Annotated in this window: 17 protein-coding genes; 4 read left to right on the top strand and 13 right to left on the bottom strand. The window is 45.3% G+C overall.

The window, feature by feature from the left end; translation table 11 throughout:
* Positions 1–37: 37 nt before the first annotated feature.
* Positions 38–778, top strand: a complete 741-nt coding sequence (locus MHB37_RS11320) for an SDR family NAD(P)-dependent oxidoreductase (RefSeq protein WP_341171799.1) — start codon at positions 38–40, stop codon at positions 776–778.
* Positions 779–1,255: 477 nt separating this feature from the next.
* On the opposite strand, the gene MHB37_RS11315 is transcribed toward MHB37_RS11320, so the two are convergent.
* From MHB37_RS11315 to MHB37_RS11305, 3 genes are all read right to left on the bottom strand, one after another.
* Complete coding sequence (locus tag MHB37_RS11315; RefSeq protein WP_405169593.1) at positions 1,256–4,876, bottom strand: X2-like carbohydrate binding domain-containing protein; 3,621 nt, start codon at positions 4,874–4,876, stop codon at positions 1,256–1,258.
* 350 nt (positions 4,877–5,226) lie between these two features.
* On the bottom strand, positions 5,227–5,985 hold the full coding sequence (locus MHB37_RS11310) for a DUF6612 family protein (protein ID WP_339281967.1): 759 nt from the start codon (positions 5,983–5,985) through the stop codon (positions 5,227–5,229).
* Positions 5,986–6,207: 222 nt separating this feature from the next.
* Entirely contained in the window at positions 6,208–7,449 is a 1,242-nt protein-coding gene (locus tag MHB37_RS11305; RefSeq protein WP_339281966.1) for a metallophosphoesterase family protein, read from the bottom strand.
* A gap of 226 nt (positions 7,450–7,675) precedes the next feature.
* Between MHB37_RS11305 and MHB37_RS11300 the strand changes: the two genes are divergently transcribed.
* The 3 genes from MHB37_RS11300 to MHB37_RS11290 are packed head-to-tail and all read left to right on the top strand — an operon-like array spanning position 7,676 to position 11,084.
* On the top strand, positions 7,676–8,389 hold the full coding sequence (locus MHB37_RS11300; protein WP_076193893.1) for a polyphosphate polymerase domain-containing protein: 714 nt from the start codon (positions 7,676–7,678) through the stop codon (positions 8,387–8,389).
* A gap of 2 nt (positions 8,390–8,391) precedes the next feature.
* Positions 8,392–9,120, top strand: coding sequence for a DUF4956 domain-containing protein (locus MHB37_RS11295; protein WP_036683492.1), 729 nt, complete (start codon positions 8,392–8,394; stop codon positions 9,118–9,120).
* Positions 9,121–9,149: 29 nt separating this feature from the next.
* The gene (locus MHB37_RS11290) at positions 9,150–11,084 is read left to right on the top strand and encodes a CotH kinase family protein (protein ID WP_341086292.1); all 1,935 of its coding nucleotides are present in this window, start codon (positions 9,150–9,152) and stop codon (positions 11,082–11,084) included.
* A 112-nt stretch (positions 11,085–11,196) separates the two neighbouring features.
* On the opposite strand, the gene MHB37_RS11285 is transcribed toward MHB37_RS11290, so the two are convergent.
* The 10 genes from MHB37_RS11285 to MHB37_RS11240 form a co-directional block, all read right to left on the bottom strand.
* Positions 11,197–11,838: a DUF1775 domain-containing protein gene (locus MHB37_RS11285; protein ID WP_405169250.1), complete on the bottom strand. Its 642-nt coding sequence runs from the start codon at positions 11,836–11,838 to the stop codon at positions 11,197–11,199.
* Positions 11,839–11,901: 63 nt separating this feature from the next.
* Positions 11,902–12,561 (bottom strand): response regulator transcription factor, encoded by a 660-nt coding sequence (locus MHB37_RS11280; RefSeq protein WP_038570057.1) that lies wholly within the window; start codon positions 12,559–12,561, stop codon positions 11,902–11,904.
* Positions 12,558–13,331: a sensor histidine kinase gene (locus MHB37_RS11275; protein ID WP_254857126.1), complete on the bottom strand. Its 774-nt coding sequence runs from the start codon at positions 13,329–13,331 to the stop codon at positions 12,558–12,560. Before MHB37_RS11275 ends, MHB37_RS11280 begins: the two co-directional genes overlap by 4 nt.
* 287 nt (positions 13,332–13,618) lie before the next feature.
* Positions 13,619–14,512, bottom strand: a complete 894-nt coding sequence (locus MHB37_RS11270; protein WP_339281964.1) for a hypothetical protein — start codon at positions 14,510–14,512, stop codon at positions 13,619–13,621.
* Between the two features lie 20 nt (positions 14,513–14,532).
* Positions 14,533–15,453 carry a cysteine synthase A gene (gene cysK, locus MHB37_RS11265; RefSeq protein ID WP_076193883.1) on the bottom strand — a complete coding sequence of 307 codons (921 nt, stop codon included), beginning with the start codon at positions 15,451–15,453 and terminating at the stop codon, positions 14,533–14,535.
* Positions 15,454–15,600: 147 nt separating this feature from the next.
* Entirely contained in the window at positions 15,601–19,491 is a 3,891-nt protein-coding gene (locus tag MHB37_RS11260) for a discoidin domain-containing protein (protein ID WP_405169249.1), read from the bottom strand.
* A gap of 266 nt (positions 19,492–19,757) precedes the next feature.
* Complete coding sequence (locus tag MHB37_RS11255) at positions 19,758–21,452, bottom strand: methyl-accepting chemotaxis protein (protein ID WP_076193881.1); 1,695 nt, start codon at positions 21,450–21,452, stop codon at positions 19,758–19,760.
* A 161-nt stretch (positions 21,453–21,613) separates the two neighbouring features.
* Positions 21,614–22,312, bottom strand: a complete 699-nt coding sequence (locus MHB37_RS11250) for a Crp/Fnr family transcriptional regulator (RefSeq protein WP_036683474.1) — start codon at positions 22,310–22,312, stop codon at positions 21,614–21,616.
* A 94-nt stretch (positions 22,313–22,406) separates the two neighbouring features.
* Positions 22,407–22,931 carry a hypothetical protein gene (locus tag MHB37_RS11245; protein ID WP_076130648.1) on the bottom strand — a complete coding sequence of 175 codons (525 nt, stop codon included), beginning with the start codon at positions 22,929–22,931 and terminating at the stop codon, positions 22,407–22,409.
* Positions 22,932–22,955: 24 nt separating this feature from the next.
* Entirely contained in the window at positions 22,956–24,467 is a 1,512-nt protein-coding gene (locus MHB37_RS11240; RefSeq protein WP_076193879.1) for a DUF4153 domain-containing protein, read from the bottom strand.
* Positions 24,468–24,566 lie beyond the last annotated feature (99 nt).

The raw sequence follows: 24,566 nt of genomic DNA, 5'->3' as shown, positions 1-24,566 counted from the left end.
TAACAACAACATACGCCAACATAAGGAGTGATTGAGGGTGGATCTCAACAATAAAGTCGCATTAGTAACCGGTGGAGGGACTGGAATTGGCAAAGCTGTAAGCTTGGAGTTATCCAAACGCGGAGCCCACGTCGTAGTGAACTATTCTAGATCTGAGGATGAAGCCAATGAAACCGTAAAGACGATTCTGAATCAAGGAGGGCAGGCTATAGCAATACAAGCGAATGTGTCTAAAGATCAGGATGTGCGAAGTATGGTCGATTCGATTATTCAGCATTTCGGGACAATAGATCTGCTAGTGAATAACGCCAGTATAACTAAACATATTGCTCTCGGAGATCTGGAAAAGGCAACAGAGGAAGTATGGGATGAGTTATATGATGTAAATGTGAAAGGAATGTTTTTCTGCGCCAGAGCGGTTGCACCGTATATGAACCAAAAAAATTCAGGAGCCATCCTCAATCTCGGCAGCATCGCTGGACAGACAGGCTTAGGCTCATCCCTTCCTTATGCCGTCTCCAAAGCGGCTGTCCACGGTCTTACCAAATCGCTGGCACACGCGCTGGCTCCCCATATTAGAGTTAACTGTGTAGCACCGGGAGCCGTTGCTACTAGATGGTGGTCTGGACGAGAAGAACAAATGCATAAACTAGCCCCTAATCTGCTGCTTCAGCATATTTCAACCGCCGAGAATATCGCCCAGTTCGTCTGCGCTGCGCTAGAACAGGAAGCAATGACTGGACAGATCATTACCATAGATAGCGGACAAACATTGTAACAGCCAAAACAGCAAATGGTATGTCAGAACTACTTTTAAATATCATTAGCTGGTTTTTGCGTACCGTACAGGAGGAAGTGAAGCGTTGATAGCATAATTGGGGAATTTCTCCCTAAAATTCTAAGTTTTTTGGTCATCCAGCCAATAATTAGGGAAAACCTCCCTAATTATTGGTTAATTTGCTGGAAACTAACGAATTCGCCTGATTTTCAGGGAAGAATCCCCTGATTTCGTTGATTTAAAGCAAATATCGGCTATTTTCAGGGAGGTTTTCCCTAATTACTATATAGCCAACACTATAGGAACCATAAATGCATCCGACATACCACATAACGTATACCACACCCCCTCTCATAGAACGTAGCACATAGCGTACATACCACCTATAGCCTGAGGGTTAAAGTAAGAAGCTGCCCCAAAAGTAGAATTTTCTACTTTTTAGGACAGCCTCTTCAGCATAACTATTGGTGAAGATTCTTAGTTAGGTTCATTACCCCAGATCAGGTTACCTGAGATGTAGGCGGGCGCTTTTGTCCAGTCTACAAAATTGGTATCAACCGCATTAAAGGAGTAATCTCCGGTTTGAGTGTAATTTGACCAATCCTCTTTAGCTACTCGCACTTGGATATCGATGCTCGCACCCGCAGCTAGTGAACCTGCTGCACTCGAGAATCCAAGCTCCAGATAATAATCCGCATCCGCTTTAGCCGTTGGCAGCTTCACAAACGTGCCCGTTACATTCGCGCTTCCAGCCTGTGACCAATCGCAGAAGAAGCTTTGTGCCTTCTCTCCGTCAATTGTGTAATAATATCTTAATTTCACATCAGAAAGTGCAACGGCACTTGTACTTGTGTTCACCAGCTTAAACTTTGGATTTAGCGTATTTCCGGAAGCAGTCACTGTACCGTTATACATCTGCACTTTCAGTGCTGCTGTAGGAGCTACTGACGTATCTGAGAGAGTGACAACCAAGGATTGTGTCGCTCCGGCACTAAACTCAAAGGTCAGCGTTGTCGTTCCTACCGCTTGAGTTGCCAAATACTCCTTCTTGAGAGTGACTGTTGATCCACTTACCGTATAATCCGTTCCGGCTACGAGGGTTGCCGTTCCGTTCTTGATCGCACTCAGCGTATTTCCGTTCAACGTCATAGTTACTGCAACGTCTGCCTGATTCGCTGTTTTCTTATCAAATCCAGCGCTTGTTGGCGTTATCGTGGAGTTGGATACTGGTGTTGTAGTATCCGTTACCGCTACCGCCAAAGATTGTGTAGCTCCAGCGCTAAAGCTGAACGTCAGCGTTGTCGTTCCTACCGCTTGTGTCGCTAAATACGCTTTTTTAATCGTCACTATTGATCCACTTACCGTATAATCCGTTCCGGCTACGAGGGTTGCCGTTCCGTTCTTGATCGCACTCAGCGTATTTCCGTTCAACGTCATAGTTACTGCAACGTCTGCCTGATTCGCTGTTTTCTTATCAAATCCCGCGCTTGTTGGCGTTATCGTGGAGTTGGATACTGGTGTTGTAGTATCCGTTACCGCTACCGCCAAGGATTGTGTAGCTCCAGCGCTAAAGCTGAACGTCAGCGTTGTCGTTCCTACCGCTTGCGTCGCTAAATACGCTTTTTTAATCGTCACTGTTGATCCACTTACCGTATAATCCGTTCCGGCTACGAGGGTTGCCGTTCCGTTCTTGATCGCACTCAGCGTATTTCCGTTCAACGTCATAGTTACTGCAACGTCTGCCTGATTTGCTGTTTTCTTATCAAAGCTTGCAGTTATTGGCGTAATGGTCGAGCCTGTAGCTGGTGGATTTACAGGATCAGCATACAAGGTGCCTCGGCCATTCGTACCGAGATATACACGTCCATAGATTCTTGGATCCCCAGTAATCGCCATATTGATCTTAGCGTATTGGTGAGCATCGTCATTAATACGAACCCAAGTTGCGCCAACATCATCAGAACGGAATACGCCCCGTACACCATCAATCTTAGCTACGGTGTACAATGCCATATAAGTTTGGCCCGGAGCAGCCTTACCATAACCAATAAGATCAGCTTCTTCTACATTCGTTAACTTCGTGAAGCTCGCACCTGAATTAGTGGAGTGCCATAGACCATATTTATTCTCAACCGTATTCCCTCCGGCGAACCAGATGTCACCTTCAATACCTGGAACTGCCTTCATACTGATTTGGGCTTCGTTCGGCTGTAATCCAGCCACATTATTGGTCGGGAAGCCCGAAGCTGCGGTGGCAGTAAATGTAGCTCCACCATCCACACTTACATAGAAGATTCCTGCATAAAATCCATAGTATTTGTTAGGATTCACGCGATCAGACGCTATCTTCGCGCCTGCCGGTAATCCTGCACTTGCTGTCCAAGAATTGCCTGAGGTTTTGGAATAATACACCCCGATATCTGAGGTGCTCCACAGAATGGAATTACCACTTGCAGAGACAGCTACTTGTCCATGGCCAACCGTTGTTTTGGTTCCATTGGAAGGCTCGGAGTTTGGCATGTACCAATTCACTCCACCATCGTTAGAGATACCAATGGACTTCATACTTGGCGTTTTTTCTTTATCTGCACTGCCTACCCGCACCATATAGGACGGACTCAGTTCAGCATAGTCAATACTCATCGTCGTTGCCCATGAAGGACTGGTCTGGAATTTAGTCGGCGCTACCGACAAATCCTCATGACGGAAACCGGAAACGTCACCAAGTGCAGTGATCAAATGGGAGGTTCCCGTTGGCGGGCTAATTAGCCCCAGCACTGCAGTTTCCTCCACACCTTTTGCCATGACAGAGATATTTACCTTGCCTCCGGTATCCCATGAGGTCAAATTGTTCGAGCCATAAATTGTTGCTCCAGTGCCGTACATCATTCGATTCGAGTTAAATGGATCAATTTCCAAATCACCCATCATCCAGCCTAGCTTCGGTGAAGGATCCAGGGATGTTGAAGTAGTTCCATGATCGAGCCATGGAGCAGCGGTGATGTCCATGCTGAACTTATAAGTCCGTTCTGGATAATTGCCCCAATCCCAAATGCGACTCCAAGTAGCCCCACCATTGGTACTGCGGAAAATAACTTCATCAGGCCACCAAGCGTTTAAGCTGGATACCATCAATGTGTTAGGGTGCTGAGCATCCAGCGCCAATCCACCAAAGCCATACCAGTTATCTTCACCGGTCGTAGGACTGATATTGGTCCAAGCCCCACTAGTTTTGTTGTATTTCCAAACTTCACCCTTACTGCCATCATAGGGACCTACACCATTACTATAAGTAATATAGAGATCACCTGTGGATGACAGCTCGCCGTGATGTGGCAAGAACCCCGTAGGTTGTCCAGCCAGAGCTGTCCAGGTTACTCCACCATCTGTACTCCGATATACGCTGCTAGCCGTATCGGCCACACCGACATATATCGTTTGAGTAGCGTTGCCAAGTGTACCTGTGCTCTTATCGAACGTGATCCAAGACAATCCGACAAGATCATTCCCATAATCAAGTGTCGGATTCTGAATATACGTTCCTACGTTTGGAAAAGAGGTTACCTTTGACCAAGTTACACCCGAATCAATACTCTTCCAGAGACCATTACCACTTCTAGCTCCAAAATAGAGAATGTTGTTCTTATTGGGGTCGATGACTAGACGTTCACCAGCGGAACGGCCAGGCATATTGCCACCTACTTTAAAAGGCAGTGGAGTAGTTTGCCAGGTGTTCCCCCGGTCATTAGAGCGCATAATCTGGCCATTATTATCCCAATGATTAGTATACGTACCCGTTGCCATGTAGACTTTATTAGGATCAATTGGGTCTGTAGCCAGAGCATCTACGCCATTCTTGTTCCAATCCACCCAGCCTACCGAGTCACTAATTGAGACCCAACTGGATGTAGCTTGATTCCAGCGATAGGCCCCGCCAATATCTGTTCTGGCATAAATCAGATTCGGTTCAGTTTGATTAAAAATAATTCCGGGTACAAAGCCCCCGCCAGCTCCCGTTACAACGCTTTTCCAGGTGTAAGGTTCACTTGAGGCTGCATGGGTAGTAGCTGGGAATGCAGAGAATAAAGAGCCTACCATCGCGCCAAGCAGGACCAAAAGTCCTGTTTTCCGGATACGGTTACGAATCACGTTTTACGCCTCCTACGATATAATTGGTTTGTTTATGCCTTCTTCTTACTCTATATCCCTGCTCCTCCCTCCCCCTTAATCCATACCTTCAGAACTTAGACTCCATTTTCTGATAACGCTTTCATTATAATGGTAAGGTTTTTCATTATCGAGAGAAAATGGTTATATTTTGCAGAAGATTGTCTCTAAAAATCGTACCATTTTCACACTTCAGGATACAATTTCACTAAATTTTGATTGAAAATAATTCTGCTGATAAAGAAAACCTCCGGAATAAATCCCAGAGGCTTCTGATATAACTATTCTTCACTAGTATCTACAGGCATAACAATCTCTTTTATACCATTAAAATTGCTGATAGTTGTTTGCAACGTGAGCACTGATTCTGAATTTAAGTTTTCTGATTTCAATGAAGTGAATATTTCTGCCTCCACTTTATGCGGCAAAAGTGTAGTTTTATCCAGCGTATATCTTAGTTTAATCTTGTCTGTCAAATTCTGCTTCATCAATTTCATCGTTTCCTTACTCGCATCGTGAGACGATATCTCTATCGAAAGTATGTATTCTTGTTCCTCCTCAGAAACAACGATCCCCTGAGAATCTACCCGGTACGTGTCTATATAATCATACGGGTCAATAAATCTTTGTGCGATTTGTTTTTCTTTCGCTGGAATATAATCGTCCTGCTTAATAAATAAATCATCCATTACCTTTGTATGATATTCAGTATCCGATATGTATTCTTCTCGTTCCTTTCCTTCCGCAGTCTCCGATTTTAGATATACGGTATAAGGATTTCTAACATAGTCGACATGAAATGAGGCTGCGCTCGACCAATGTTTATCTTCACTTTTTTCCGATTTGCTGGATGTTTCTTCTTGTTTCTCCATTTCTATAGTATAGCTCTCCTGCTTAGCCAGTTCACTCCGAGACATGCTGAGCAGCTCCTCTGCACGCTTATCTCCCTCTCCTTCAGCACCTGATTTAGTGTTCGTTGCACAACCTGTCAAACCTAACATACAAATGATACCGATAAAAACCATTTTTCTGATAAACATATTACTTCCCCTTCACTTCAAATGAAATCCAAATATAACTAAATCTATTTTATCATTATAAAGTTAACAGCTTATATGACGGAAAAGGTAGACATGTGAAAAAACGGCTTAAGATGCACAGTTGTTGCGCTGAATTTAGTGTTTTAATGCAAATCAAAAAAATACCTCCCCCGCCTTTACAGCAGAGAAGGTATTTAAATAATATTATCCAATTCCCTTAGCTCAATGTGTCAACACAAACTCATCCAGCAGCTTTCCATCCACATCATAGGCCTGATAGGTTAATGTCTCCCCGGTAACGTTAATGCCCGCAAACATTTGCTTATTGTTCTGAAAATGCACCGCATGATAGAACTGATCTTCTTTTTTCTCGTTAAATTTCCCTCCAGAAGCGTTGGTCACCACATAGACTGTCCCTCGTTTAGCACCTTTGGAAATCTCACCTTCTGGAACTATTTTTCCGCCACGTAACGGGTAGGATCTGGAGTATTCATGATTATGACCCTGCAGCACTAAATCAACCTCATACGTATCAAAAATATCCGTCCAATTTTCAACTTTCTTATAGGAGTTCCCCCCGTAAGCCGGTCGGTGCATCGCAACGATTTTCCACTTCTTGTCTGTGTTCTTCAGATCTTCCTTTAGCCACTCCGTTTGCTTTTTTAGATTGCTCTCTGTATTCAGTACCGTTACATGCACAGGTCCATAATCGAAGGAATACGAGGTGCCTGCAATTGAACCCTTTGCCCCATTATCCGGCAGGTTGAAGTGTGAAGTATAATACGTTGCATCCTCATCCACCTCATCATGATTGCCTGTTACCGGCATTAACGGAATCCCCGAAATCCAGCCCTGCACATTGCCAAAAAAATCATCCCAGCCTGCCGAATCCTCCGGATTCTCCGTCAAATCGCCGTTATGCACAATAAATTCAGCTTCAGGAAATGTCTGAAAAGCCTTGTTCAGCGTATTTCCCCACAGCTTAAAATCCTCTGCCGTTTCCCCTTGAGAATCCGTTACGTTGATAAAAGACACACTTGCCAGTCCATCTTCTTCCGTTGTAAATTCCGCTGCCGGACTCCATTCTCCTTCAACGCCACTACCCACTCTATAAGTATATAACGTCCCGGGTTCAAGACCCGTAGCTTCCACTTTATGAACACCTTTGGTGCCATTGTCTGTTTTGATGGAACTACTTTTCGCATCTACCCTTTGTACATCCGTATTTGCAAAAGAGGACACTTGTCCCTTTACAATCTCCAGAATGCCTGCTGCACTCGAATCACTTGTATACCAAGTAAACGCGCGGCTTGTGCTCGCATCTCCCTTAAAGGTAGTCACGAGATCATACGGTGCTGGTGAATTTGCATTACTTCCGCTTTTCGATCGTTCCAACCCATAAGCCACTAAAATAACCACAATCACAAGCACTCCTAGGATTATGGCAAATTTATAGTCTCTCATCACGGTACCTCCTTATGAAAATTTCTCTCTAGCCTTCTAAATAAGATAGCCCCCTGCAAAGTCAGAAGTCAAATCTGCACACGAATCTTTATACAGACTTTTGTTAACGCAGTGTAAAACATTCAGCAAACATTCAGTCTATTTTAAGTTAAGCATAAGGTCTGTCTCCTAGAATTAGTCAAGCAGGAAGGTTAGCCAGAGATAGAGAGAGAAACGAGGTGTGAAAATGAATAAGAAGCTTCAATTCCGGCATGAACTTAAATTTTTCATTAACTATCATCAATACCTTATATTGCGCCAGCGATTGCAAAGCTTGATTGATAAAGATCAACACGCTAATGAGAGTGGAGAATACCACATTCGGAGTTTGTATTTTGACGATATCAACAACACGGCACTTGCAGACAAGCTCGGCGGTCTCAGAGAGCGGGCCAAATACCGGATTCGCATTTACAACATTCAAGACAACATCATTCACTTTGAGAAAAAAATTAAAATGGACGATTATATCGCCAAAATCAAAGAACCACTAACCCGGCAAATGTACGACGAGATTATGGCGGGCAACTACGAAGTGCTGAACGTCCCGGACAGTCCGCTGTTCTTGGAGTTATACGATCAGATGCGCCATAACCTGCTGCGACCCAAGGTCATCGTGGATTATGTTCGCGAGCCTTATGTTTGCCACAACGGAAATGTGCGAATAACGTTCGATAAAGAACTACGTACGGGCCTGCACTCTACGGATATTTTCGATAAGGATTTGCATCCGATTCGGGCGATTGATGAGAACTTCATAATTTTCGAAGTGAAATTCGATGAGTATATTCCGGAGTACATTAAAATCGCGTTGCAGCTGGAGGGACTGAATAGGCAGTCCGCTTCGAAATACGTGATCTGCCGCAAATTCTTAAAAACTAACACTTGGGAGGATTATTGATTATGAATGCATCACTAGCACCGCTAGCAGCTACAACAACGACTACAGATACTACAAATAATTTTTCAGACATTATTAAAAACTCGGTGATCGACAATTTTGTATCTGATATTAGTATCTCCAAGATGCTGATTACCTTGGGCGTAGCTTTTCTGATCGGATACTTCATTTACCTGCTCTACAAACGTGTCTTTAGCGGCGTTTTATATTCCAAAAGCTTTAACGTCTCACTCATGGGCATGACCATGATTACAGCTACTGTCATTATCGCGATTAACTCTAACCTTGTGCTGTCCCTCGGTATGGTCGGCGCATTGTCCATCGTTCGTTTCAGAACACCGATCAAAGATCCAACTGATCTGATCTTCTTGTTCTGGGCAGCTGTAGCAGGGATTGTAACTGGAGCAGGATTTTTCACCTTGGCTATTATCGGTTCGATCATTATCGGCCTTATTTTGTTCCTGTTCATTAAACACTCTTCTATCGAAACGCCATACTTACTGGTCATTAACTGCGACAGTGATGAAAGCGAACGTGAAGTACACAGCCATATCACCAAATCCGTAAAACGCTACAATGTGAAGCAAAAAACAGTCTCCGCAAACAATATTGAATTGACGCTGGAGCTTCGTCTGGATGATAAAGTAGGCGGCTTTGTCAACACAGTCTCTGACCTAAAAGGTGTCAAAAATGCACTCTTGATCAGCTATAGCGGTGACTATGTATCTTAATTACAACGAGATGAAAGGCGGTGCCCCAGATGAAAACCAGAGGTAAGTCAATCCTGCTGAGTTTTTGCTGCCTGCTGCTGGTCATCGCCGTAGCCGGGTGTCAGAATGCAAGTCCGTCTGCAATAAATAATCCAACGTCTGATGCTCAGGACAAGGTCATTTCGAGCGATGAGAAAAAGCTAGACGAGCAGGTCTTTCCAAAAGATAAGGTCGTGGATGTCAAAATCACCTTGGACCCGGACGATTTTCAGGATATGCTGGATAATGCCAGTGCTGAAGAATATAAAATGGCTTCCGTCGAGTACAACGGTATGAAATACGATAATGTAGCTGTACGGACCAAAGGAAATCTCAGTCTCAGAAGCGTAGTACAGATGACAGACTCTGACCGCTACAGCTTCAAAATTTCTTTTGATGAGTATGTTAACCAGAATTTATTCGGCATTACTAAGATCAACCTGAATAATAATTACAGCGATGCTTCTTATATGCGTGAATTTCTGACCTATGAGCTCGCTGAAAGTGTCGGTCTCCCGACGCCGAAATATTCCTTCGTCAATGTGTATGTAAATGATGAACTGAAGGGTTTCTATCTTGCAGTAGAACAGATCAGTGATGCTTATCTGGAACGCAATTTCGGCAACACTTATGGTGCACTTTATAAAGGTGTAATGACCGGTCAGGGCAGTGATTTGACTTGGCTGGGCGATGATCCATCCCTCTATACTGGACTAGAAATGAAATCCGATAAGTCTAACGATGATATTCTTGTCGACATGCTGAATGAGCTAAACAACGGCACCGATTATGAAAAATACATCGACGTAGAGGAATCGCTGAAGTATATCGCTCTAAATGCGGTCACGGGTAATATGGACAGTTATTTAGGTGGAAATAAGCAGAATTATTACTTATATGAAGACGATGGGGTCTTCTCGATTCTGCCGTGGGATTACAATATGGCTTTTGGCGGCATGGGAAGCGCAGATGTGTTAATTGACGAGCCTACCCAAGGTGCGTTGGCAGAACGACCACTGATTGCGAAACTGCTCGCTAATGATGAATACAAAACGAAATATCATGAGATTGTTAGTGAGATGATTACTGGCTATCTAGCGGACGATACGTTCCAGGCTCGGATGGATGAGCTGAACACGATGATTTCCAGCTATGTCAAAGCGGATCCATCCGCCTTCTACACTTTCGAACAGTATGAAAATGGGATAAAGGCTGTTGAGACCTTCATGTCGAACATGGCCACAAGTATCCAGCAGCAACTCGACGGTACCATTCCTTCCTCCGGTGACGGATCAGGAAGTGGTGGTGGCATGGGCGGCGGTGGCTTTGGTGGCGGTGCTAAAAATGGCGCAGCTCAAGGCGCTGCGGGTGCTGGGCAGGCCACAGGTGCGGATGGCGCTACTGGTAATACTGGCGCAAATGCAGCTGCACCAAATACCGAAGGGCAAGCGGCTACGGGTGGACAGACTGCCCAAGGCGGTGCAGGTGGTGAACCTGGTGCCATGGGCGGACCGGCTATCCCTAATGGCGGCGAGGGGCCTGGCAGTAACTCACAAGCAGCTGCGGGTGGGCAGACTACACAAACAGGGCAAACTGCTCAGGGTGGACAGGCCAACACTAACAGCCAAGCTGCTCAAGGTGGACAAACCAACACTAACGGGCAAGCTGCTCAAGGTGGATTTGACGGCGGCGCGGGTGGTGAGCCTGGTGCTATGGGCGGACCCGCTTTCCCTGAAGGCGGCGGAAATGGTCCTGGCGGTGGCGGCATGGGCGGCGGTGGCTTTGGTGGCGGTATGCCTGGTGGTATGGGCGGTGGCGACTTTGGTGGTGCTGGTACTATGCAGCAAAAAGGCAGCACGAGTGAAGCCATCACAACTGGCGTCGCCATCCTTCTCCTAATACTAACCGCTGCTTTCGTAACCTTTTACAAACGCAAACGGCTGTAGATAAGTAAAAAGTATCCTCATCACCAATTAATTCATGCAAGAAGCCTCCGTCGTTTATTGACGGAGGCTTCTTGCATGAACACTATATTCTTGTATCACAACTAGTTCCCGCTTACTCTTTTCGCCCGCGCAATATACTTATGGTTGCTATTAAAAAGGCTAGTAAAGAGATCCCTAATGCGATATAGACCATTGGGTTGACACTGGTGGAGTTGTTCTCGCTTTCCATGATGGCATTATGTTCTTCCATGCTCATGCCATTGTCACTGGAACCATGAGAATGTTCATCCCCACCGGAGGCTTGCACAATCGAAGTAATAGAATGCGGACTTTCTGTTCCTGCCTCACCAGACCACTGCACCAAGCTGCCATCGGCATAATGCTGATAAGCATCCCAAGCAATGTCGCCTGCAGTATCAGGATTCTTTGCTGTGAAATAGAAACGTTGGAATTGCCCTGCTTTAATTCCTTCTCCATTAGCTATCCAGCTAACTTTGTTCCCCTCAATGGTAACATCCCAGCCCGGTGTAGCCTCATATTGCTTGAACTCGGCACCCACCGGGATTCGTAGATCGACTTGTACAGTCGCCACATCTTTTTCTGAAGGAACTTTAAGTGTGTAAGTCTCCCATGCTCCGGTACTGGATTGTGCTGGTGCTACGGTTACGTGCGCGCTAGCCACGGCTGCGAACAACAGAAGTGTTGCAGCGGCTGGTGCGAAGAGTGTCATTATTTTGCGAGATAATCTGTTCATAGTTAGAGTGCCTCTTTCTTTAAGTAATTTTATCATTTTTCACTTTCATCTCTATCCTCATATTTACCGCGGAAAATCACGTTTACGTGAAGCAAGCCCCTGCTCCAGAGCATAACGCGTCAGCTGCGTACGATTTTGGAGTTGAAGCTTCTGAAGGATGTTTTTCAGATGGTTTTTTACGGTATGCTCCGAAATCGACAGGCTTATGGCAATCTCTTTATTCGTCGATCCGGAAGACACACAGCTTAAAATCTCCTTCTCCCTTGCCGTCAATGACTCTCCTTCGTCCGTTACTGAAGGAACGGTAAATTCTTTCAAGATTTGAAAAGCCAACTCCCGGCTTAGCGGTGCTTCTTCATTCACAATGGCTTGCAAATATTCAATCCAGGTGGAAGGTGCCAGATTCTTGAGTAAGTACCCTTGTGCGCCTTGCTTCAATGCTTCGAGGAGGTGGGAAATTTCGTCCGATACCGTAACGATAACGATTTTGACATAGGGATATTCCTGCTTGATCCGGCGAGTAGTCTCCAGCCCGTCCATCTCCGGCATCTGAATGTCGATAAGAATGAGATCAGGCATCCACTGGGCCGTGAACGCGATCGCCTCAGGACCACTCTCCACTACACCAATGACCTCAAAACTATCATCCATGGACAAAATCTCACACATCGCCTCACGCGCATGCGCATGATCATCCACAACCAAAACCCGGTACCGGCTCATAAACTTCCCCCTCCTTTCGTAATTTCCACATTTGTCCCCGTATTGCCGGAGCTCACCTGAAGCTTCCATCCCATTCCTTCGACACGTTCCTTCATGATCTGAAGGCCGTAACTTCCGTTCACCTCAAAGGGATCATGCTGAAATCCTTCGCCATTGTCGACAATCGCCACGCTCCAGTTTTTCTCAGTGCCTGCACCTGTGATAGAAACCTTCGCCGCTCTTGTATGCTTACGCACATTAATAATAGCCTCTCGGATACAAGATAGCAGCTCTGCTTTTTCCGAAGGAGAGAGGGCTTCATCCTGTAGACTCCAATCCAAGGAAACCTCAATCATAATCTCGTTAGCCATTTGAGCAAGCTGATCTTTAACCGACTGTTCCAATGAAAAAGAGTGCTGCTCAGACACTGGTACCTTCAGATTGGCGATCGCCTGTCGAACATAACGGTTCACCTCGTGGACGGTCTTTTTGATCTGATCCACATTTTCTTCGCTGACTTCCCCATTCCTGCGGCTTGCTTCCAGACGATCTATTTTGACAGATAAAAGAAATAAAGATTGCGCCATCCCATCATGCAGTTCCTTAGCTAGCCCTTCCCGGGCTTTCATTGCCTCTTTGAGCGCACGTTCCTGCTCCAGCTCCCGCTGATTCCGCTCCATCAGCGAAAACAAAGGGACGAGCAATACAAGAGTGAACAAAAATACGAGGACAGGTGTCAAATAATTCCCCAGATCCATCGAGATATAAGGCATTAGAAACTGATGGCGCACGACCTCCCAGATCCCTACCATTAGCGTTGGCAGTAACAGGATCATATACTTGATTCGGTTATACGTTGCTGTCCCCTCCCGTACATCTTATGATTAACAATATCACCGTCACAATTCTGCTACATGACTCGATCGGGCTATTTAAAGTTCTTATTGTTACAAATTTAAGTATTTTAAAAAAATAATGCTATCCCTCATAATATTATAAGCAATATATAGTGAAAATTTATACTTTCTTATATTGTAGCAAAAAAAAAGATACATCCTTCGATGTATCTGCATCCCAGTTATAGTGGTGATGTGTAGCGTCCGTATTGAATGTCCATTTCTTTAAAAACATTTCCCTCTTTTTTCAGGAAAAATGTGTTTACGCCTTCCGCTCCCCACCACTCCATAGCGAGTAATGGACCTTCAGCAGTTTCCGCCGCAAAAAGAATAGAGAACATCTCAGGTATCACTTCCCCTCCATCATCCACTCTCCAGACGGAAAATTCATCGCCTTGAATGACAGCCGGATAATCCATAAAGGTAAGCCCGGCCTTATCTTCCAGCACGAGACTAAATAACATATCCTGATCCTGTCTAATGAATTGAACGAGATACAGCTGCCGATCACCAGACAGGTCAGCAAGTTTCCAAATGTGCTCTACTTCACGATTTTTCGCAGAAACAATATTCTGCCGCACACTTTCTGCAACATTTAGCGAGGCTTGCTTAACCTCCGTAGGCTTAACAGAGATTAGCGCATTCGCATTAAACTCTGCCTGATCCGTCAGGTAATAGGTCTCATCAGGGGTCGCATTCCCCGCTTCAACCGTATAAAGATACCCTGGCAGATTCACAAAATTGTGAGCCATCTCCCGGCCATTACTGTTCTCCGTACCCTCCTGCCATTTATTCAATTTCACTTTTAGCACTTGCCCATGATCGCCGATCGCCTCATTCAATTGTTGCATTTGCGCATCCAGCCCTTTTTCCTGCCCGGTGACTAAGATGCTCTTGCCAGACTCATCTGCAAAACCAAAATTCGCCTTCAGCTTTTCAGCTTCCAGATAAGCTGCTGGCTGCTGCATGCTTGCCGTTGGTGTCGGCTCTGCACTTGGAGAAGGGGTTGGCTTGTTAGAGCCTGAGCAGCCCGCCAGCAGTAGAACAATAAGGAAACTCACACTGAGCTTATTCATTCCCATTCCTCCAGACGAAACTAAAATATTCCCATACTAAGATACCGTTCCCCTGTGTCAGGTGCAATGCAAAGCACGCGTTTGCCAGCCCCAAGACGACGCGCTTCCTGCAACGCCGCCCATACAGTGGCACCACCGGATGGACCCAGCAGAATTCCTTCTTTTGCAGCCAGCGTTCTTACCGTCTCCAAGGCAGCCTCATCCGCGACTTGAACGATGTCATCGTAGACCTGTGTATTCAAAATGGCGGGTACGAAGCCCGGACTCGTTCCTACCAGCTTATGTGGTCCTGGCTTTCCTCCAGATAATACGGGCGAGCCTTGCGGCTCAACCACAAGAACCCGGATATCAGGTAGATGCTCACGCAAAACCTCACCGGTTCCAGTTATCGTGCCCCCAGTTCCTGATGAAGCAACAAACATGTCCAGCTTACCTTCCATTTGCTCCAGGATTTCCAGAGCGGTCGTAGTCCGGTGAATATCCGGGTTGGCTTTGTTCTCGAATTGCTGTGGAATAAAACTGTTCTCCACTTCTTTTCCCAGCTCAATCGCTTTTGCTATAGCTCCCGGCATCCGTTCTGCTGCGGGCGTCAGCACAACATCCGCACCATAAGCCTTTAGAATATTGATTCGTTCCTTGGTCATATTATCAGGCATGACAAGAATCGCTTTATACCCTTTTGCCGCGGCATTCATCGCTAAGCCTATCCCTGTATTTCCACTAGTCGGCTCAATGATCGTCCCGCCCGGCTTCAGCAAACCTGCTAGCTCGGCTTGCAGGATTAGATTATAAGCTGCCCGGTCTTTTACACTGCCACTTGGATTAAAAAGCTCCAGCTTCACGTATAGTTCTGCATCTTGGGGGCTAGTCAGCCGATTTAATCTTACAACCGGTGTATTCCCAATCAGCTCTGTTATATTGTTAACCACTAAGGATGTCATTTTAGAGCCTCCTTCATTTCTGTACCTTCCATTATTGTAACGTGAGCAGCACCTCCTGTCGATTCAGAACCTTAGTTTCTGCAACCTGAAAACAACCGTCCCCCACGAAAGCGGGAGACGGCTGTTCAGTACTGGCAGCATTTATTTTTAAGGATTAACGTTAATCGTAAAAGTAGACGTATTATTTTTAATATTCGTTACCGTGTTGGTAATCTTCAGATTGTTAAAGGTGGCTGACCCTCTGGCAGGACCTTGCCCAGCCTCAGCCGCTTCATTTACCCAGATGCCCACTCCGGATTTGCTGTCAAAAGCATCTCCACTCTTTTGCGCACCGGAAATTGTGACATTCGTGAAGAGGGTATCTGTCACTGGGAATTGCGGCGTGGAGCCGACATAGTTGGTCTGGAACATGATGCCATGATAGGTTGGATCAATGATATCCACATCACTGACACGAATGCCTTGGAATACCTTAGAGGCTGAGAATACCCAGATTGCCGGGAAGGTCTGTGCACCCCAGAAATGTCCACCTGCACGAACAATGGAAATATTCTCAAAATTCGTTGTCGGTGAAGCGCCAAAGCCGTTCATTGGATACCCGAAGTCAAGTGAGCTGATCGTAATTCCAGAATAGCAAAGCGTGTCAGCAATATAAATGTTGCGGAAGGTATTGGCATATCCGCCATAGACGGCTACACCTGCTGCCCGCCAGGTCAAGATTGAAGTGAGATTCTCATAAATATTATCCTTCATATCTGCACCACCGGAATCAATAGCCGAAAACAATGCAAAGCTATCATCCCCTGTTGCCCGTGCCTCAATATTGGACACGAGATTATTCGTGCTGCCATTCGTCATATTGATGCCGTCAGCGAAGGTGTTGCGGATACGGGAGTTTTTGATCACCATGTAATCCGTATTAGCTCCCCAATACATACACACCTGATGTTCGGTCCAGATGTTATCGATCGTAATATTTGCCACATTGGAGAAATCAAATACTTTACCCGGGCCATCAATACGTGATGTGTAGTTCCCAAAGTAAGCAAAATTCGCAAAAGTAGAGCCGTTAGCGGTATCGCTTGCCCGGAAACCGATATCCGTATTCTCCTGATTCGTTGGAGCGTAAAATCTCGTATACCATGGGCCCGCACCAATGATCTTCACTGCTTTTCCATAGACCTGAAATTTACTGGAGGTCTGATAGTTACCGGCTGGTAAATACACACCTACGAGATTTCCGGTCGTATCCATGCGTACTTTATCTAGCGCATTTTGCACATCCTGATGTGTAAAGCCGGCTGGGACCGTATATTTGGCCGGATCTGGATTGGCAATCGGTGATACCTGCTCCAAACTGATGAAATCAATGGCATACTGCGAGGTATTTGCCACATCCTTTTGCAGTCGAATCGTACTACCTTTCGGAATCGTGCTGTCGAACATAATGTTAGCTTCATCATAAATATGCCGCGGAGAACCCGCGCTTGGTGAATTGCCGGGACTTATCTCTGAACCGTACAGCCATGCATATTTAGAGGTCAGATTAATCGCCTTGGTATAAACTCCGTTCACATAGATGTTCAGTGTAGCATTCGTACCGTCTCCACTCGCCGAATCTGGAATGGAGAAGCGGGTGACCAGTGTATTAGTGTCAGCCTTAGTAGTGAATTCTACATAACTGCCTGTAGTATTCAGTGTGACTGCTCTTCTGCCTGAAGCCTCACCCGCAAGATCTCCAATGGTCCGATTAGCAGTAAGCTTCACAGCCCCGCCACCAATCACACCCTCCTCAGCCTCATACATGTCGTAAGGCATATTGGCTCCACGACCTACAAAAAGAGACTGTGTTTGAATATTATTGGCCTGTTTAACTGGCAGCTCATTAGTGTCTACGGCAATTTCCGTCTTCACAGTATATTTGCCATTAGCTGCTGTCCAAGTGCCAAGACTAACAGGAGGCGCTGTTACTCCACTGCCAATCACGCCGTTATAGGTTCCAGTTAAGGTTTGGAGTACAGCATTCGTAGTAGCATCCAGAACCTTCAAGGTTATGTTATGCGCACCCCCTGCGGATGCTGCTGTCCCTTGATTCTTGATTGCCACCGAGAAGCTGACCACATTGCCGCCTGCTGGATTGCTTGGTGTCCAGCTAACAGGGGAAGCTACTAGATCAGAACTGGATACGGGAGCAATAATAAGAGAATTTGGGCTAGTGAAGCTGTTATTGCCTTCGTTCAATTCAATAACCGTATTATTCTCGTCAACCTTTGCAGTTAAAGTATAGGTAGCAGCATCCTTTGCGCCCATATTTAAAGTGACGTTCGTAGATGCGCCAGCCGCTAATGCCCCCACTGGGCTAGTGCCTACAAGTGTGCTGCCCAAGTAAAAATTCACATTAGTCGCTATGGAAGCTAACGTTCCAAGGTTTTTTACCGTTGCATTTAAAGTAATGGCATTGGTCTCTACTGGAGCTGAAGGTGACCATGTAAGACCGGTTATCGCCAAATCCGGATTAGCAGCTGGTGCACCCATCACTTGGAATTCAGCGATTTGTCCAGCGGTTGAACCAGTATTGGTGGTAATCTTCAACTGTACTTCACTAGCCGTGGCCGTTACCGGAATAGTGACCGTATTGCCAGTTGCCGGATTAAAAGTATACACGGTTGCTGGCACAAGACTAGTAAAGGCTGTTGTATTCTGATTATGCCCAAGCACTTGAATAGTCTGAGTACGTGTGGACCAGGCCGATGATGGATTCAGTTTGAGGACAATGGATGTAATATCGGCATTACTACCCAGGTTTACAGATAATGTATTGGGATAACCTCCTCCTGCTCCTTCCCAGTAAGTAGTTACATCACCGTCATTCGCATTTGTAGGAACAAAGGTAAAGACGGAAGAGGAAGCGTTGATGCTTTTGTTCAAAGCCAGATTGGAACCCGCCCCAGGCGTTGGTGTAACTGTTGGTGTCGGGGTCGTTGTTACAGTTGGAGTTGGTGTCGGTGTTGGCGTAGGTGTTACTGTCGGTGTCGGAGTTACCGTCGGAGTTGGGGTAGGTGTTGCCGTTGGTGTCGGAGTTGCCGTCGGCGTTGGCGTAGGTGTTGTCGCAGAAGCTGGAGTGACGTTCAAATTATCTAGATTCACATTTCCAGTGTCTCCTGCATCGTACTTATAAGTAATCGTGTTAGCACCAGCATTCAGAGCCAGCGTCTCAATCTTTGTTGACCAAGTATTCCAATTGGCCAGATTCGCAAGTGAGGTTTGCTTAATTTTAGTTCCATTCACATAAACACTAATGGTTTTTGTACTGCCTGATGCATTTGAAAATCTTAATGTAGCATCATAGTTACCAGCAGAAGCCACATTAACGCTAAATGCAGTCGCAGCACCTTGATTTAGGTAACCATCAACAAATCCTGTACCTGTATAACCTGTATGATCCGTGTTAACCTTGGCACCACCGGATAATGCGGCATTCTCCGCTTCATATCCTGAGGATGGAGTTGTAGTTGTATTACCATGAACCTCAAATTCCGCTAACTGTGCTGCTGGCCAGACCGTATTGGATGTGAAATTCAGTTTAACATATCTGACATTCGCAGCTGTAAAGCTGATGGTCACTGTATTGGAATCAATCGTTGGATTAAATGTATAATTGGCGGAATCTACTAAGTTATTGTAAGTTGCATCATCTGTACTTCCTTGCACCGCTAACGTTTGAGTTCTTGTTTCCCAATTCGTTGGCAGCTTTAGCACAACCTGATTCACGCTGCTTGCTGCCCCTAAATCCACTTTAATCCATTGCGGAAAAACACCGCTTGCGCTCTCCCAATACGTTCCTTGGCTGCCGTCATTAGCATTGGCTGCTACGTATACATCACCGAAGGAGCTTGAAGTAATAGTCTTCCCTTGGGCTAAATTCCCCGCAGCTAAACTCACCGAGGGATATAACGTTAACTGACCTACAAATAATATAACAATTAAACAATAAAGTACTGCCGTCTTCCCGGTAAATCTTTTAGAAGCTGCTATCATTGAATAACCACCTCCCAAAATTTTGTGGAGCTATACAGCAGAAAGGATGCGCTTTCAAAACAGTAGTTTTATAGACATTCGCCTCCTACATTTGAAATGATGGATTACGGATACAAGCTAACTAATAACGCTAATAATATAAGTTATAGGTAGATGGCCGTCGATGGCGATTTCTATGCTTTGTATGTGGGATATTACGTTCAACAAAAAAAGCCTCGGAGAGGCCAAGGGGACTATATTGCCCCTTAACTCTCCGACGCTTCATGTTATACATTAAATCTAGCTACCAACCCTTGCAGTCCATGCGCCATTGTACTTAATTCACTTGCAGAGGATGCAATTTGTTCGACCGAAGCCATTTGCTCTTGTGAGGCTGCCGACACATGCTGAGTACTCGCAGCGGTTGTTTCCGAGATTTGCGTAACGTTACGAATTGACTCTACAATCTCATCCGCAGCCGCCGTAATCTCCTCCACGGCTCCAGATACTTCCTGAACCTGTTCGGCGAGTGAATCTATAGATAGTCGAATCTCACCGAAGGAACGTCCCGCTTCCTCGATAATCTCCGTACCTCCCTTTACTTCACGCATGCTGCTCATCATCACCTTCATGGCATCATCTGCTTCACTTTGGATCCCAGTCGCCATTTCTGCAATTTGATTGGCGGATTCCGCGGACTGCTCTGCCAGCTTACGGACCTGATCGGCAACCACAGCGAAACCTCTACCTTGTTCACCAGCACGAGCTGCCTCAATCGTCGCATTTAGGGCCAGCATATTCGTCTGCGAAGCGATTCCTTTTATGACTCCTACAATACTGCCAATCTCCTGGGATCGATTCACAAAACCTTGGACTTGCTGTGATAAAGATTGTATGGAGTGATTAATCGATTCCATTTGCTGCCCAGCGGCCTGAAGGGATTCATCTCCTGTAATGGCAAATGCCGCAGAGCGATGGGAGGCTTCCGAAATGTCCTGGACACTGGCAGCAATTTGGCCGATTCCTAGTGATATTTCTGAGATTGTAATTGTATTGGTCTGCAAATCATTCATCTGTTTGGCTGTTCCGGAAGCGACTTCACCCATAATATCCGATATTCGTTCTGTGGCGCCTGCCGTCACTCCACTATCTGACCTAAGCTTTGTAGAGGAACTCGCGAGACTATTTGCTGATAACTTCACCTGTTCAATCATCGTGCCCAGATTATCTGTCATTTTATTAAAGTTAAACGCCAGTTCACCAATCTCATCTTTAGAACGAACACTTAACTTGCGCGTAAGATCGGCATCCCCATCTGCAATTTCCTTCAACTGAGTGTTCACATCACGAAGCGGTTTAATAATTCGTCCAGAAATTAGCAGCGCAAGGATCACCGCGAGCACTACCGACAATCCGGTCACACCAAAGCTAGTAATCAAACCGTTATTACGATGCGAATTTGCCAGGCTTTGTCCATTCTCTATTTCCTCCATGAGCATGTTCTGAAACACAATCTGAGATTCAATCATAGCGTCTAATGACAGGTTCGTGAATTTCTTCTGCGCTTCCGGGAAGTTGCCTTCCTTAGCTAAGGCAAAAGCTTCCTTCAGAACGATTAAATAATCATTCCATTTGCTCTTCAGCTCAGCTACACCCTTTAACTCAGCTTCACTTAATCGGGCATTCTCCAGCTCTGTAATAGCATTTTCAATCAATGGGAGCATTTCTTCATACTGCGCCAGATAGGAATTCCGCTCATCATCTGTGTTACTCATCACATAACGAGCACCCAGCTCATCTGCGGTACGAATCTTATCCGTTAAGCCTTGAACAAGTGACAGCTTGTCCCAGTTACGATTAACCTGATCTGTCAATTGGGTAACCTTCCCCTGAAACAATGTGTTTCCGGCTATCGCCACTAGAAAGACTATGATCACAGCAGTAAATCCTAAGACTATTTTCCCACGGATACTTTTCACCATCGGTTTTCCTCATCTCTATATGTATGTAGGTCTATTTGGTACTTTTATCCTACTAGCTCTCCCTTAAGCCTCTCTGAATTTGAACTGAATGTTTGCTTAAAAAAACAAAAAGACCCCTATTTCCGGCCGAGGGCAGGAACTAATGGTCTTTTGAGATCTTTTTATTCGTATAAATTTCCGTTAGCCAGCTCTGCCAGCTTCGATTCATCCAGTACGCTTAAGCGTCCACGATTTCGTGTAATGATTCCTTCATCAATAAAACGACGTACGATTCGATTAAGATGCCGATAGCTTGTGCCAAGCAATTCTGCTGTCTCAATAAGACTTGAGGTCCGAATCTCCTCCACTCGCCGGTCACCGTTTTTATCTGCGAACAAAGACATTAAATAACTGGCAAATCGATTCTCCACAGGATACAACAGGTTAAGTGCGGAGGCTTGACCGAGCGTATGCAATTTGTGACTAAGTTCTCCGACGAGAAAACGTAACAACGCTGTATTTTCCTCAAGCTCTCTCAGGAGTAGTCTTCTCCCTGCAAAAAGAATCAAGCTCTCACCCACAGACTCCACTTGATTCTTAACAGGGAACCGGTGAAGGAGCTCTACATCCCCAATCACAGATATCGGATTTGTAAACCGCACCAGCATAGATTTGCCATTTGGCAGCAAGGTCTGAATTTTGAGCTTGCCCTCAACCAATATGAACATCCCATCCAATTGATCGCCAACCAGACACAGCTTTTCTTCATCCGCGTAACGTCTCAACTCCATTTTATGCGTTACCAGCGGGCTAAATATTCCGTCCAGACCGTTCTTCACTGCCAAGGCACGGACAGCCTCACGGTCATTTATCGTCTGCATGTAGTGCCCCCTCTATTGTTTGCTCCAGTGTAATTTAGAATACCCCACAAAAAAAGGACATATGTCCTTTTTAATAAGGTTTTCCTATGACACTTTACATTACAACAGAATCCACACAATAACGAATCATATCTACCTTCTGATCCTGCAGCCAAAATTCAATACTCCGATGGTTGATTTTATCCACGTATCCGATAATCTCAGCCCCTTGCTCCCCTCTTTTATAATAAGAAGTGCCATAAGCCTTGATCACTTCGTCTGCTGAAGCTCCAATATGAATATCTCTTGCCGTACTCATCGTATGATCGGAATAGACGCTGATTAGAATGATCTTATCATCACCACGTGCTGTGGCTATTGTTGTCTCGTGACCCAGATCGTAATACTGATACCGCTCTATATCATTATTTGGCTTAGGTTCCCTAGCGATTGAATCAAGGCTTTGAAGCAGCTGAATGCCGCCCAGACTTTCCTGTTCAAGATGGGTGCTGGAAACACGCGAGTAATGATTTTGTTTGGGCGCATTGTATAAATAGATATGATAGATCCCGTAACTTAAACCTACCGTAATAAAAATGATGATAAATGACCAGCCTCTTTTAAATGGCTTCTTCCTCACTGACCTCACACCTTCTTCTTACCTTTACTGTGCAAAATATTCAGCCAGCTCACGCTGCGCCAGATATTGCGGGAAATTAAACGACTGCCATGCCTGCTCACGCTTATTGAGTTCTCTCCATTCATTCTTTAAAAAATCATCCAGCATCCCATCTTCCTGTTCACTAAACTTTATCAGAGAAGGGATGACCTCCGGAGATAAACGGACCAAATAATTGGCGTCCAATTTACCACTCGCTGCATAGCGATCCATATTTTTATTAGCGATAATAACATCCATCCCGATATAGTTCATGACGACGTAGGAGATCAAGCCCAGCACAATATAACATTTCGCCAATGGCACACGCTGAACAGCTATCCGTAAGGCTGCAACCACCAACAATAAGCCCATAAATATCATAAATGCATGCACTAAAAACCGAGTCGTGGTATAGCCATACACCTCTTCATAGAGAGTCAGACGGGTATAGGCGGAATATAGCATAACTGTCGAGCAACCAACCAGAATGTAGAGCAGGACATTAATGAATTTTTGCAGCCCCCCACTTCTTTTTACTTCCGATACCAAAGCCAGCAGCAAAATCACGAAATTAATCGCAGCCACCATAATCAGCTCAAAAAATCCACTACGTGCGTAATCAGCATATGAGCTGCCCTCTGGTAAAATCCCTTCCCATGCTCCAAACAAGTAAGAAAACTGTACGAAAACAAACAATACATATACCGTGTTAATGGCTATAAGAATCGTCGTCATAATTATCGGATCCATTTTAAAGCTTACAGGCGCCAGCACTGGACCATATTCCTTAGGCTGCATATTCCAGTCATAGATTTTCGAATCCACATACCCCCACACTAAGCCGAACAAGCCCATGCCCAGCAGGATAATCCACAGCACCCGCACAAAACCTTCCCCAAATGAAATCTGATCCAGCACATTCGGCAGCGCCAGCAGTACATGATGAAACACTCCGTCCGCTGAGGACAGCAGAGTCACCACAACCAGCAATATTGGAAAAGAGATCGCAAGTCCTATCAGCACTTTCCCCATAACCTGCTTACGCTCGTCCTTCATTTTACTGCCGCCAGACCTTTTAATGATCGTAAACACAGTGCTCCAATGGCGGAAATTCTGTGGAAGCACATGCTCCAGCGTGTTCCCCACTAATCCAAGCCGGCTCCAAGCCGGCCGTTTATCACTAAGCAAATAAGTCATATGTAATAAAATCAACACCGGGATCACCAGCAGGTTCAGCCCAAAGAAGAAAAAATTATGAAAGAATAAATAGGTTAATGAAAGTAGAAAAATCGCTCCAAACCAGAAGTAACTGAATTTGTTAAGCTTGCGGATTTTAGCCTTGGCATAATAAAGCATGAACGCATAGAACAGACATACAAAGATTGGATACGATAGGCCCGCCAGCTTCCCATAAAATAAATACTGATGAACTATTGCCAGTAAGAACGCGGCAAGCAAAGCAGCAAGCGATCGATTAAGCCTAAGTCCCGTTCCCGTTTCCATTTCCTCGGTCATGGTAATTACCCCCATTTTCTTACTTTCTCATCCTTATTTTACGTGATAAAATAAGAAAAAAAAGAGAAAGAATTTATTTATAATTTCCTATTTTCCGAA

This window comes from Paenibacillus sp. FSL H3-0286 (genome assembly GCF_045040705.1).
Taxonomy (GTDB): Bacteria; Bacillota; Bacilli; order Paenibacillales; family Paenibacillaceae; genus Paenibacillus_AQ; species Paenibacillus_AQ odorifer.
This window is presented reverse-complemented; position numbering and strand designations above follow the sequence as displayed.